Origin of the sequence: Weizmannia acidilactici (genome assembly GCF_008974225.1) — a bacterium.
GTDB classification, from domain to species: domain Bacteria; phylum Bacillota; class Bacilli; order Bacillales; family Bacillaceae_C; genus Weizmannia; species Weizmannia acidilactici.
The window spans coordinates 75,562-88,604 of the sequence record NZ_BKZR01000005.1; the positions used below are offsets into that span (position 1 = coordinate 75,562).

The window sequence follows — 13,043 nt, forward strand, 5'->3', positions numbered from 1 at the left end:
GGTTTCATTTCGCATCCTAACCTCTTCTTATGCCAAGAAGAGGTTTTTTTATTGCACGGCCGTACATAAAAGCAATTTCTTTCTGCGCACAGCAGCCGGTTTAAAAAATTTGCAGAAAGAGGGAAAAACAATGACAACAAAAACCATTGCGAAAGCACCATTTAAAGCAGACCATGTAGGGAGTTTACTTCGGCCACAAAGAATCCATGAGGCCAGAAAAAAATTTCAAGAAGGAACCATTACTGCGGCGGAATTAAGAACAATTGAAACGGAAGAAATTAAACGAATTGTTGATAAACAAATTGAAATTGGACTAAAAGCTGTTACCGATGGCGAGTTTAGACGGAGATTTTGGCATACGGATTTCATGGAACATTTAAACGGGGTAGAAGGTTACATCCCTGAACATGGTTATCGATTTGTCGGTGTTGAAACAGAAGCATATGATGTCCGTGTAACCGGAAAAGTTTCCTTTAATCCTGATCATCCACATTTGAAAGACTTTATAGAGTTTAAAGAAATTGTTGGTGATCGAGCGATTGCAAAAATGACCATCCCAAGTCCAAACCAATTTTTCAATGCAGGCATTCGCAATGAAGAAATTTATCCGGATATTGAAGAATATGCAAAAGATATCATTCAAGCTTACCGGGATGCAATCAAAGCTTTTTATGATGCCGGTTGCCGTTACTTGCAGCTTGATGATGTCTATGTTGCCGGCCTTTGTTCACCAAAACTTCCATTTTCCGACAGTGAATTGGAAAGAGAAAAATTAATCGACCTGGCTTTACGGGTTGCAAATGGTGTTCTTGAAGGCAAACCGGCAGACCTGGTTGTTACAACCCATCTATGCCGCGGAAACTACCAATCGACTTGGGCTTTTGAAGGACCATATGATAAGATTGCTCCCAGTTTCTTTGCAAAAGAAAAAGTGGACGGGTTCTTCCTTGAATACGATGATGAACGTTCCGGCGGCTTTGAACCGTTAAAATATGTTCCGGAAGGCGGCCCGAGAGTCGTGCTCGGGATTTTCACCTCCAAAAAAGGCGAACTTGAAGACAAAGAAACCATCAAAGCCAGAATTCAGGAAGCTGCCAAATACGTTCCGCTTGAACAGCTCTGCATCAGTACCCAGTGCGGATTTGCCTCCACCCACCACGGCAATCTTTTAACAGAAGCGCAGCAGTGGGAAAAGTTAAAATACATCGTGGAGACCGCAAAAGAAATTTGGGGGTAACTGATTTTGACAAAGCCTGAGAACCAGGCTTTGTTTTTTATGGTAAAATAAGAATATTCCATATTCACGATCAGAAACAGAGGGGGGTTATCATGAAAGTTATCGTATACAGCGCAATGCCAGAAGACCTTATTGAATCTCTGCGGGAGCATTTTGAAATCAAACATATACCGGACTGCCATACATATACGGATCTTCTGCCCGATTTAAAGGAAGCGGAAGGGCTGCTCGGGTCCGGACTCCGGGTGGACAGCGGGCTGCTGGACCACGCGCCCAACTTAAAAATTGTAAGCAATATTTCAGTCGGCTATGATAATCTGGACATCCCCGAGCTGACAAAACGCGGCATTATGGCAACAAACACACCTGGCGTCCTGGACGATACGACGGCGGACACCATCTTCGGTATGATGCTTGCCGCCGCAAGGAGATTTACGGAACTCGACCGGTTTGTCAAAGAAGGAAGATGGAAAGCGCCGGTTTCGCAGGCCGAGTACGGCATCGACGTCCACCATAAAACGCTCGGCATCATCGGCATGGGCAGAATCGGGGGCAAAATCGCAAAGCGGGCACATTTCGGCTTTGACATGAACATTTTGTACCATAACCGTTCACGGAATATGGAGGCAGAAAATAGATATGGCGCAACATACTGCGGGCTGGATGAGCTTTTGCAAAAGTCCGATTTTGTCTGCCTCATGACGCCACTTACGCCTGAAACCCGCCATCTCATCGGGGAACGCGAATTCAGGCTTATGAAAAAAACGGCCGTCTTCGTGAACGGGTCAAGGGGCCAGACCGTTGATGAAGCTGCTTTAATCAGGGCGCTTGAGCGTAAAACAATCTATGCCGCAGGGATGGATGTTTTCGAACAGGAACCCGTTTCACCCGATAACCCGCTTTTAAAAATGGAAAATGTCGTCACACTGCCGCATATCGGCTCGGCCACGCACGAAACGCGCTATGCGATGGCAAAACTGGCCGTTGAAAATTTAACAAAAGGGCTGCTCGGACAATGCCCGCCGAGTTTGATTAACCGGGAAATCTTTCAAATTTGAAAAGACGACCGGCCCAAAAAATTTTTGACCCATTCCTGCAAAACCCGGGCGGTACCTTCACCAGTAAAACAGGCTGTAATCACCGCCCGCCCTTCCGCTTACGTCTATAAAAAGAGGAAGGTGAACGTTGTTGGATAATGAAGAAGCGGTATTTCATTGATTTAACATGGTGGCAACGCAAGAGGTGGAACATATGAAGCGTTGGATACCGCCGAGCAATTTTGACTTTGATAAAGCCGGACGCCATCTGAAACTGGCAGAGAAAGAAACTTTGGCCGGCCAAAATGCGCCGAATCTTCTGATGATCCACGCCCAGGACCATGTGATGACAGCTCAGTCTGAATTGCAATGAATCAAACGTCTCATAGCGAATATAAAGTCATCCACAAACTGGAAGAGAACGTATCCACCATCTGGAAAAAGATCCGCGGCCTATGGCTTAAAGCCTGGCCGCGTTTTTTCACTTGAACAGATAAACGAGTAAGCTTGGAGAATTCGCAGATAAATGCCTCGGATTCGCGGATATTTTTTATTACAGCCGGCTATTGCTGTATTTTCATTCCGCTTCTACCCCATTCTGCCGATAAATCATAAGCGATCGGCGTTTCAATGATGTTTTTCACTTGTGCGGGATCCTTCGTTTTCCCGAGGGCCCACATCAATTTCGGCACGATTGCTTCCGTGTTTATGTCGCCGGAAACGATGACAGGGTACTGTGCGACTTTTCTCCCAACTTCATACAGATACAAATCATGCCCTTCTTCCAGACATTGCGTTGAAATCATAACAGCAATGCCCGCATCCGTCAGTTCCTTGATTTTCGGCAGCAAATTCCGCCCTTCAAACGGCACACCGCCGTTCCCGAAGCTCTCAATAATAATGCCTTTATAATGGTCTTTCAAAAAATCAAAAATCTCCGGCTTTGTGCCGGGATGCAATTTTAATAAAAACACATCCGTGCAGAGGCTTGTTTCCACCTTAAATTCCTGCTGCGCCGGCGCCGGTTTCCAAATATATCGCACTTCTTCCCCATCGATGTAAGCGACATATGGATGGTTAATGCTTTCAAACGCATCATAGCTTTTTGTCCGCATTTTCACTGCCCTCGTGCCAATGATGACACGCCCGTCAAAAACGACAAATACCCCGCCAATATCCTCGCATGCAAACCGGAGCGCATCGGTTAAATTTTTCTTCGCATCCGTTTTTTTAAAGCTGATCGGCACCTGCGAACCCGTAAGCACGACCGGTTTCTGAAGACCCTGCAGCATATATGATAAAGCCGCCGCGGTATACCCCAATGTATCCGTACCGTGGGTAATGAGAAAACCGTCATACTGTCCGTAGTTTTCCGCGATGGCCTCCGCCATTTCCACCCAGTGCTCCGGCTGCATGTTCGTGCTATCGCGATTCATTAAAATCCGGGCCGTCACATCCACAGACAACAATGTATTTTCAAAATACTTCAGCAGATCCTCACCCGAAAGGCCCGGTTTCAACCCTTCATCCCCTTCAACCGAAGCAATGGTCCCACCCGTTGCCAACAATAAAATTTTCTTCACCCATGTCACACCTTCATTTTCGTTTGTATGTAAACCTCAATGTAATACATGTATTATAAATTGTTTCAATAGGAACATCAATTTCTTTTTATGTGTCTACCATTAAATTCCTCTACATTGGAACCCCTTAAGCTGCTCTAAACTTGCAACTTAAGGGGTTCCCGTTTTGAAATGATTAAAAATTTTCTCCCAATGTTTGCTTCTACCGTGATGTTTATATTGCTTTTTCGCCGCAAAAGCTATTACATTGATCATTAAATAGAAAAACAGCAAAATAAACGAAAGAAATAAGGTTCCTTTTTGCTGAACGGAAATGCCGTTCACCCGCAAACAATAGATTTTTACAAATAAATAGAAATACAAAAACATAAGGGTCATTTCCGAAACGACACCTTTTATGCCTTTTCCCGAACGGATTTTTATAATTTTTCCTGAATCCGTGACGAAAACCTAATGAATGGTTTTCGTAGGTAGGTTTTCCAAGCTGAATTTCGAAAAATAACTGATTTTTTGTTCTATTGTATTTTGCTTCATTGGTAAGTTATGAATGTACACTATTTGAGCAGTTTTATGGCATGCCAAATAAACTTGCCGTTTCCATTTTTTGCAAGTTTTTCTGTCAACTCCGAATTTCATGCCGGCATTAGAAAAAAGCATAATAAAGGCGCTCAAAGGTTGGACGCCATTTGTTGGTTAAGCTGACTTTTAGTTTCCATTGGCGCCCCTGGTAACCAGCTTCGAAGCCATGATGATCATGTTCTGGATGACGGTTCTAATTCTCCTCCTCGTGGCTCTCTTTTTCAGAGGGGCATCCTGTTCTCTCAAACCTTCCTGCCCGATGTAAGCGAACATGGGGGCGTAACCGTCACAGCCTTTATAGGTTCTTTCCACGCCTTCCTTTTTCGTCTTGGAATTGTCAAATGGGGAGACATCTAGGTCAACCGGTATATATGCCTTGTCTTTGGTGTAAACAGGGCTGATTTCAGCATTTGTCCGGCGGATGAGATTCAGTGATTCTTCATGCAGGATCTCTTTCCACTTTTTCGTCAAGGCAGCCTGGTCTAGACGCTGCCTTAAAGTCGGGCTGGAAGGAACCCTTTGGATATCCAAAGCCAGTTGAAAGAAGGCATCATCCCGGAATGTTTCAATATGATCAAAATCGCTTTTCCCCTGACAAAGCAGGCCGATATAGGATTTGGCTACATCGCCATTGGAGCAGCTGCGATTTCTGGAAATCCGCGGCAGTTTATAGGCATTTAACTTTGAAGCTAAATTTGTTTGATCTAGTAAATTTCCTACAATAATCCAGATTGGGCAACAATCCGTTCATTTGTATATTCTATAATAAACTTTTTCACAAGATCACCTGATTGTGGAATTGGTTAAATTGGATTTGTGCCCATATTATACTAGATTTTAAGCGAATTGTATGACTTTGTGTGAAAATTTCGTCACGGATTCAGGTTTTTGTAAAAATAACATCTGCAATGACAGCAGCTGCGCAAGCAAAAATGAAGAATTTGGCTGCAATGGCCATCTTACCCCAAATATGTGCAGCATTCATTTCCACATAAAGAGTCAGGGAAACAAACTGCAGCAGAAAATAAAAACACAAAAACGGAACGGCAAATAACAAAAGTACCATACAAGCAACAATGGCGATTGCAAATATGTGATCGAATAATGTATATGGATTTCGTTTTTTCGTTTTCATCCAGGAATCCCCTTAAACACTTTTCACAAATCAACCAGCACCGAACATTCAACCGGTTATTCTTCCGTGTACACAGCCCCGGCCGTATCTATGGTTCACTTTGCAAAAATAAAGACGCTCACAATTTTTTTCAACCAGCCCGTTCATACAGATTAAACTTTTCGACCTTATCATTCTTTGCAGTGGATGGCAAAACGATTTCAATCACCATGTCCGGATTTCCATTCCGCTATTTTTTTATTATAGCATACTGCATCTGTCCCTATCCAAAAGCCTCCATGATTCATAGTCTACTGTAAATGTATAATTTAACCGAATGGGAGTGGGAAGTTTGAGCCCAAATCTGAAGAAGTTTGTTGACCATCTGCCGCTGCTTAAAACCATCCAGCCGATACGAAAAGAAGAAGGGATTGCTTATTATGAGGTAACAATGGATGAATTCTGGCAAAAGCTGCACCGTGACTTAAGGCCGACAAGATTATGGGGATATAACCGCAGTTTTCCTGGGCCGTTGTTCGATGTCGCGCGCGGGGAAAAAATCCGGGTCAAATGGATGAACCGCCTGCCGCGGAGACATATTCTCCCGGTTGATACAACGATCTTAAACGGCATGGAAACAAACCTTCCCGAAGTGCGGACGGTCGTGCACCTGCATGGAGGTGAAACCGAGCCGGACAGCGACGGTTACCCGGAAGCCTGGTTTACCCCCAATTTCAGAGAAACCGGCCCATATTTTAAAAAGGAAATATACGAATACAACAACCAACAGCGCGCCGCCACTTTATGGTACCATGACCATGCAATCGGAATAACGCGTCTCAATGTCTATGCGGGACTTGTGGGCATGTACTTGATCCGCGATCAGGAAGAAAAATCTCTCAATCTGCCATCAGGCGCTTATGAGATTCCACTCATGATCACAGACCGGACGTTTAACAATGATGGTTCCCTGTTCTACCCGCAGCAGCCGGCCAATCCGACGCCGGAAACGCCAAATCCGTCTGTTGTTCCGTTTTTCCTCGGCGATACGATTCTTGTTAACGGAAAAGTATGGCCATATTTGGAAGTAGAGCCGCGGAAATACCGGTTCAGGGTTGTGAATGCGTCCAACACGCGCGCTTACCAATTATATTTGGATGCCGGGCAGCCATTATTCCAAATTGGTACGGACGGCGGTCTACTCAGGCGGCCGGCCCGATTGGAGAAATTGACACTTGAACCAGCTGAGCGAGCTGATCTCATTATCGACTTTTCGAAATATTCCGGCCAAATGATTACACTAAAAAATGACCTTGGCCCGAACGCCGACCCATCCGACCAAACCGACGACGTCATGCAGTTCAGGGTCACCCTTCCGCTTTCCGAAAAAGATACAAGCAAAATCCCGCAGTCTTTATCTTCTATCCCGTCCCCTTCATACAGTAATATTCAGGCAATCCGGCATTTAAAGCTGGCCGGTTCCGCCGATGAATACGGCCGGCCATTACTGCTTCTGGACAACAAAAGATGGATGGATCCGGTAACGGAAACGCCACGCCTCGGTACAACGGAAATTTGGTCGTTGGTGAATCCAATGGCTTTCACGCATCCGATCCATATCCATCTTGTCCAGTTCCAGATTTTGGACCGCCGCCCGTTTGATTTGGATTTATATAATGAAACCGGCCACATCGTGTACACTGGCCCTGCCGTGTCGCCCGAACCGAATGAGCGAGGTTGGAAAGATACTGTGGCTGCACCGTCTGGACAGATCACGCGGGTCGTGATGCGGTTTGCCCCGTTTGCCGGCGATTATGTGTGGCACTGCCATATTCTGGAACACGAAGACAACGATATGATGCGGCCGTTAAAAATTACTGATCCAGAAAGCGCCGGGTAACGGCAATCGAGTTCCGGGCAAGTCCAAACATTTGCCCGGCTTTTATATTAATGTTAAATAAATTGTAATATCATTTTTCTTCCATTCTCTGCTATACTGAAATCGGAAATCGGTTTCATACCACTGTTTTTTTTACAACACAAAAACGGTTTGACTTAAATATTCATTCAGTCGAGAAAGAGAGGGGGGTCCTATGGCAGACAGGAAAAAGCTGATCATTGAAGCAGCAGCAAAATCATTTTCTGAATTTGGTTATAAAGCTACCACGATGGATCAGGTAGCAAGACGGGCGGGCGTCGGGAAAGGCACCATTTATACTTTTTTTAAAAACAAAGAGGATCTGCTCCAGTATATTATGGAAAGCCTGATTGCCGAAATGAAGCATTCAGCTGAAGAAACAATAGATGAGCGCCTTACATTTAATGAAAATGTCCACCGCGCGCTTTATAAAATGCTGGAGTACCGGTTCAAACACCAATTGGCAATCAAATTGTATGAGGAGGTAAAGCTTGGCACGCCGGAAGTGGTGGAGGCGCTGCGCTATGTGGAAGAATCCATTCTCAACTACATCAGTCAGTACATTGAAGAGGCGATACGAAAACAGGATATTTTGCCGTGCGATCCAAAACTAACTGCTTTCATTATACTAAAAATGTATATCGCACTGATTTTTGATTGGGAGAAAAATCATCCTCCCCTGACAAAAGAAGAAATTTCAAAGCTGTTTGAACTTTACATTTTCAAAGGTTTATCAATGGACAACCATTAGCTTTGCTCATGATTTCTTATTTTTACCCACAAATGACCAAATGACTATTTTAGTCAATTATTTATGGAGGCATTCAAAATGAATGGCTTTACTTTATTTGGAAAAGAGCTAAAACAAATCTTTCATGACCCGAAAATCCTTATTCCACTCATTGCCGTTATTTTAGCGCCGATTTTATATGCCGGCATGTTTCTCTGGGCTTTTAAAGATCCATACGTAAAAATGGACAAGCTGCCGGTTGCGGTCATCAATCAGGATACGGGGGCAAAGATGGATGGGAAAACGCTCACCCTCGGAAATGACTTAGTGAAAAATTTAAAGAAAAGCGATGCCTTTGATTTTCACTTTGTTTCGGAAAAAAAGGCCATGGACGGGATAGACGGACGGAAGTATTATATGGTTGTGAAAATCCCGGAGAATTTTTCCAAAAACGCAACCACTTTAATGGACAAGAATCCGAAGAAACTCCAGCTCCAATATTTGCCTAACGACAGCTATAACTTCCTGTCCAGCCAAATCGGTGAAACCGCGATGTTGAAAGTGAAAGACAAGATGGCAGACGAAATTTCAAAAACATATGCGGAAACGATGTTCAAAACTGCCGAAAAAATGGCAGATGGTTTTAAAACTGCTTGCACGGGCGCCTCGAAACTCAATAAAGGGGCTGTAAAACTCAATAATGGTGTAACCGTTTTAAAACAAGGTGCCGGCCAATTGTTTTCCGGCGCAGTTTCTTTAAACAACGGGATCGCAAAAGTAAACAACGGGGCGAAGGCAGCGGACACTGGTGCCGCCTCTTTAGACAGCGGCATGCGCAGTCTGCAGGCAGGCATTGTGAAAACAAATAACGGAGCAAAAGATTTGAACACTGGTGCAGGCAGATTATATGCAGGTGCGGTTTCTTTAAACAGCGGGGCCGGACAGGTCAATGCCGGCGCACAAGCCCTAAAAGAGAATCTTGAAAAAATCGCTTCCGGTTCCATCACTTTTACAAAAGGCATTTCCGACGCAACAGCAGGCGCAGAGAAACTCGCTTCCGGGACATCTGTATTAAAAACCGGGTTAAATCAACTGGCCACATCTGGCAGCCAGTCTTTGCTGGCAGGCGCCAAGCAGCTGCAAAGCGGGGCGGCTGGCCTGGAATCCGGCAGCAGCGAATTAAAGTCGGAACTGGAAAAAGCAGAGACTGAAATCCCGGCGCAATTTTTAGAAGGGACATTCCAACTGAAGGCAGGCGTCACGCAGATGAAAACAGATTTGCCGGCAGGACAAAAAATCTGTCCAGCCAGCTGAATTCAACCATGGAAAAAATGAGCAGCCAGCTTACAACGGCACAGTCCCAAATCAGCGCCGGCCTGGCAGAGAATCTTGCCTCGGCGATGATTGACACACAAGTCCAACAAGCAGATGACCTTGTGGAAAAAGTTGCTAAACAGGCGAATCCAACTATATCTGATGATCAAATCAAACAGTTGCAGCAATCCGCCGAAAATAGAATCAAAAGCCAGCAGCAAACATTGCAGGAACAATTACAAGCTCAAATCAGCGCCGGATTAAGCGATTCGTTTAACCAGATTAAACAAGCAGCTGCAAGTGCAATTCCATCTGAGGATACGATTGCTTCAAACATTTCAATCCAAACCGATCCGGCTTTTGATCAGCTCAGTGCGGGCATTTCAAAGCTGAACGCCAATATTGAAAACGGCCAGGATGCCTCCAAAACGACTGTCAAAAGCAGCTTAAGCCAGCTTTACGCAGGGGCTGCCGCATTAAACAGCGGGGCTGCAAAACTGAATGATGGAGAACAGACGTATATTGCCGGATTGCAGCAAGATTTGATCCCGAATCTGGCAAAAGCAAGCGAGGGGGCAGCCGATGTGAATACGGGCGCAGTGAAACTGGCAAGCGGATTGGAACAGATCGACAGCAGTTCGGGAAAACTTGCAAACGGAGCAGGGGAACTGGCTGACGGATCAACGGCACTGGCAGAAGGCACGAGCCAATTGCAATCCGGGTCTTCACAGCTTGTGAGCGGTTCCTCGGATCTTAAAAACGGAGCTGATGCCCTCGCTTCCGGCACGAAACAGTTACAATCCAGTTCAACCCGACTGGCCGGCGGAACGGCCAAGCTTGCAAACGGAACCGGAACGCTGGCGTCCGGAACCGAAAAATTAGCAACCGGAGCTTCACATCTTGTTTCCGGAACGAAACAACTGGCCGGCGGTTCCGGCAGTTTGTCGAACGGGGCGAAACAACTAAAAACGGCACAAAGGAGTTAAAAAATAAATTAGGAGACGCTGCCAACACGGCAAGCGCCGTTCAGGCAAACAACAAAACTTACAACATGATGGCTGATCCTGTCAGCCTCAACACAACGCATTACGACCGGGTGCCGAATTACGGAACCGGCTTTACACCTTACTTTTTGTCTCTGGGGCTCTTTGTCGGGGCGCTGATTTTGACGATCGTCTACCCGCTCGTTGAATCAGCAGGCATTCCGAAGAACGGCTTCAGCTGGTTTTTCAGTAAATTGAACGTCCTGTTGATGGTCAGCATCCTGCAATCCGTTATTGCGGATACGATCATTCTGGCTGGTGTCGGCATCCATGTTAAAAATGTTCCGTTGTTTATCTTGTTCTCGATCTTAACAAGTTTAACATTTATGGCGCTGATCCAATTTTTGGTTACTTATTTGCAGAATCCTGGCAGATTCCTTGCGATCGTGATTTTAATCCTGCAGCTGACGAGCAGTGCCGGAACTTTTCCATTGGAAGTGATTCCAAAATTTATCCAGTGGTTTAACCCGCTGCGGCCGATGACGTACAGTGTGCGCGGATTTAAAGCCGTTATTTCAAGCGGCGATTACTGCGCCATGTGGCAAAATGCCGGCATCTTGTTGATTTACATTATAGCCGCCGAACTGCTCACACTTCTGTATTTTCTGATCCATTATCACCGCCAGTACAGGCAGCTGCATGAACATGCGATTCCAGCTGAAGTTTAAAGACAATTGTTGCTACCTGGCAATAAATGTCAGGCAGTCTTACTTTTTTTAAGCGAAAAAGCTGTATTCATACCGGAATTTGCTGTTCCGCCGATTTCCGGGGACTTTCCGCCGATTTTTTTGGGGTGTTCGCCGATTTTCCCTGGCACTCCGCTGATATTTTAAGCTGTTTCGCCGATTCCGTAAAACAGAACGGGGCGGCCGGCCGCATTTACGGAGCATTCGGCCATTTTTTAGGCGTTCCGGGATGGCTCTTGCTTCTCTTCTGTCTGCATTTATGCCGTTTCACCGATTTCCGGGGACTTTCCGCCGATTTTTTTGGGGTGTTCGCCGATTTTCCCTGGCACTCCGCTGATATTTTAAGCTGTTTCGCCGATTCCGTAAAACAGAACAGAGCGCAAGGACAAGGGGAAAGCAAATCCCGGTTTGAAGCTTTCAAAATCCCCACTTATTTCCAGGACACTCTGCTGATTCCGCACCCGGCCATTTCCGCTTTTCCGTTTCCTCAAATTCCGTTTTCGTTCACCAATGCTTTTTTCAGATCCTCCACGAGCATGTCCACCAACCCTTCCTGGTAGCCGGCTTTTTTCTTTGCCCGCATTTCATCAGCCAGCCGCAGCAGCTCAGGGGAACTTACAACATCCAATTTGGAAAGCCGGCCGGAAATGTCTTCATCCGATAAAATCTGCCCATAAGCATCCGCATCCATCCGCCAAAAAATCGTACGACCCGGGAAACGGTCGTGCAGTCGCTGCGCCATTGCCACACCTTCCGGATCAAGGTCGCCGGAATAATAAAACGTGCAGTTGGACGCGGCAAGAAGCTGCAGCACGATCCAGGCCGCTGTTCGAAACTGGCCGTGCGTACAGATGACAGGCGCATCGGGCACTGCATCCAACAGTGTCGAGCACACGCTGGAATTCTCGATGATCCAAACTTTCCTGCCCACATGCGGCCAAATTCTTGAAACATGCAGCAATTCTTTTACCGGCACATTCATTACCGTACCCGTCTCCGCTGCTGCCTGCCAAACCGGGTGCATCCCTTTTTCCGTTTCCGCCAAAAACCCGCGGCACGTCACAAAACTCCACAAATCATCGCGCATCAGCCCGGAATTTCCAAACAATTCATTCAGTTCTTCCGTCGTTTTCGGCATCGCGTCAATCAGACCTTTCCGGAGCTGGTCCACGTACAAACAATGGACGAGCAGCCTGCCTTCAAACCGATTATTGTCAAAGAAATGCGGGTTGCCCGTTACGCGCTGGGCAAACAAGGGAATGCGTTCATACGCGTCTTCTGCAGGAAGCGCCTTGTAAGCTTCGAAAACGGTCTTCAACTGTCCTAAAAGCGCATCCTGATCCTGCTTGTACGCACTCCAAATAAACCGTGTATCGGCAGACTTTTTGGCAATCCGGTCCCACCACCATTTTCCATCCGGCATTATTCCGGCAAGCGTTTCAATAAATTGCTCCTCTTTTAGTCTTTCCATCTCCCCTTCTTCCGCTTTTGAAAAAATTTTCTCCTGTAACACCGCTCCAAGCAAGTCCACGAAGCGGTACTGCCCGAAAACGGTCGGTGCCAGCGCTTTTTCAAACGTACGCAGAGAAATTTTCTTTTTTTCCGATAGCGAATCAGGGGAAGTGCCGATCAGCCCGGCAACCGCCTCCAGTTCCTTCTGTGAAAAACCGGAAAGGCTGACCGTGCCTCCGACATGGCCGAGCGAACGGTATTTTTCTTTAAAGAGGCGGAAAAGTTTCAGCATCCCCGGTTCCTTCCTTAGCATTTCAATCGGGTCATTCATAAAAGCAAACTCCTCCATC

At 46.0% G+C, this 13,043-nt stretch carries 12 protein-coding genes and 1 pseudogene; 8 read left to right on the top strand and 5 right to left on the bottom strand.

Going from position 1 to position 13,043, the window contains the following annotated elements:
* Positions 1-130 precede the first annotated feature (130 nt).
* From GBH70_RS03050 to GBH70_RS03060, 3 genes are all read left to right on the top strand, one after another.
* Positions 131-1,237, top strand: a complete 1,107-nt coding sequence (locus GBH70_RS03050) for a 5-methyltetrahydropteroyltriglutamate--homocysteine S-methyltransferase (protein WP_151679647.1) — start codon at positions 131-133, stop codon at positions 1,235-1,237.
* 92 nt (positions 1,238-1,329) lie between these two features.
* Positions 1,330-2,295, top strand: coding sequence for a 2-hydroxyacid dehydrogenase (locus tag GBH70_RS03055; protein WP_151679648.1), 966 nt, complete (start codon positions 1,330-1,332; stop codon positions 2,293-2,295).
* A 193-nt stretch (positions 2,296-2,488) separates the two neighbouring features.
* Positions 2,489-2,647 carry a PTS lactose/cellobiose transporter subunit IIA gene (locus tag GBH70_RS03060; RefSeq protein ID WP_216643734.1) on the top strand — a complete coding sequence of 53 codons (159 nt, stop codon included), beginning with the start codon at positions 2,489-2,491 and terminating at the stop codon, positions 2,645-2,647.
* Between the two features lie 190 nt (positions 2,648-2,837).
* On the opposite strand, the gene GBH70_RS03065 is transcribed toward GBH70_RS03060, so the two are convergent.
* The 4 genes and pseudogenes from GBH70_RS03065 to GBH70_RS17765 form a co-directional block, all read right to left on the bottom strand.
* Entirely contained in the window at positions 2,838-3,857 is a 1,020-nt protein-coding gene (locus tag GBH70_RS03065; protein WP_151679649.1) for an asparaginase, read from the bottom strand.
* A 1,047-nt stretch (positions 3,858-4,904) separates the two neighbouring features.
* Positions 4,905-5,215: pseudogene (locus GBH70_RS17955) on the bottom strand (IS1380 family transposase); the annotation flags it as partial.
* Between the two features lie 101 nt (positions 5,216-5,316).
* Positions 5,317-5,571, bottom strand: coding sequence for a hypothetical protein (locus GBH70_RS03075; RefSeq protein WP_151679651.1), 255 nt, complete (start codon positions 5,569-5,571; stop codon positions 5,317-5,319).
* A 130-nt stretch (positions 5,572-5,701) separates the two neighbouring features.
* Positions 5,702-5,782 (bottom strand): hypothetical protein, encoded by an 81-nt coding sequence (locus GBH70_RS17765; RefSeq protein ID WP_151679675.1) that lies wholly within the window; start codon positions 5,780-5,782, stop codon positions 5,702-5,704.
* Positions 5,783-5,902: 120 nt separating this feature from the next.
* Between GBH70_RS17765 and GBH70_RS03085 the strand changes: the two genes are divergently transcribed.
* From GBH70_RS03085 to GBH70_RS17070, 5 genes are all read left to right on the top strand, one after another.
* Positions 5,903-7,450 (top strand): multicopper oxidase family protein, encoded by a 1,548-nt coding sequence (locus tag GBH70_RS03085; RefSeq protein WP_151679652.1) that lies wholly within the window; start codon positions 5,903-5,905, stop codon positions 7,448-7,450.
* A 193-nt stretch (positions 7,451-7,643) separates the two neighbouring features.
* Complete coding sequence (locus GBH70_RS03090; protein WP_151679653.1) at positions 7,644-8,219, top strand: TetR/AcrR family transcriptional regulator; 576 nt, start codon at positions 7,644-7,646, stop codon at positions 8,217-8,219.
* Positions 8,220-8,297: 78 nt separating this feature from the next.
* Positions 8,298-9,512, top strand: a complete 1,215-nt coding sequence (locus GBH70_RS17060; RefSeq protein ID WP_253693393.1) for a YhgE/Pip domain-containing protein — start codon at positions 8,298-8,300, stop codon at positions 9,510-9,512.
* Positions 9,513-9,520: 8 nt separating this feature from the next.
* Positions 9,521-10,498, top strand: a complete 978-nt coding sequence (locus GBH70_RS17065; RefSeq protein ID WP_253693397.1) for a hypothetical protein — start codon at positions 9,521-9,523, stop codon at positions 10,496-10,498.
* Positions 10,390-11,223 (top strand): YhgE/Pip family protein, encoded by an 834-nt coding sequence (locus tag GBH70_RS17070; protein ID WP_371862193.1) that lies wholly within the window; start codon positions 10,390-10,392, stop codon positions 11,221-11,223. The genes GBH70_RS17065 and GBH70_RS17070 overlap by 109 nt, the downstream gene beginning before the upstream one ends.
* A gap of 505 nt (positions 11,224-11,728) precedes the next feature.
* Here the strand turns inward: GBH70_RS17070 and GBH70_RS03100 are convergent.
* On the bottom strand, positions 11,729-13,024 hold the full coding sequence (locus GBH70_RS03100) for a TIGR02679 family protein (RefSeq protein WP_151679654.1): 1,296 nt from the start codon (positions 13,022-13,024) through the stop codon (positions 11,729-11,731).
* Positions 13,025-13,043 lie beyond the last annotated feature (19 nt).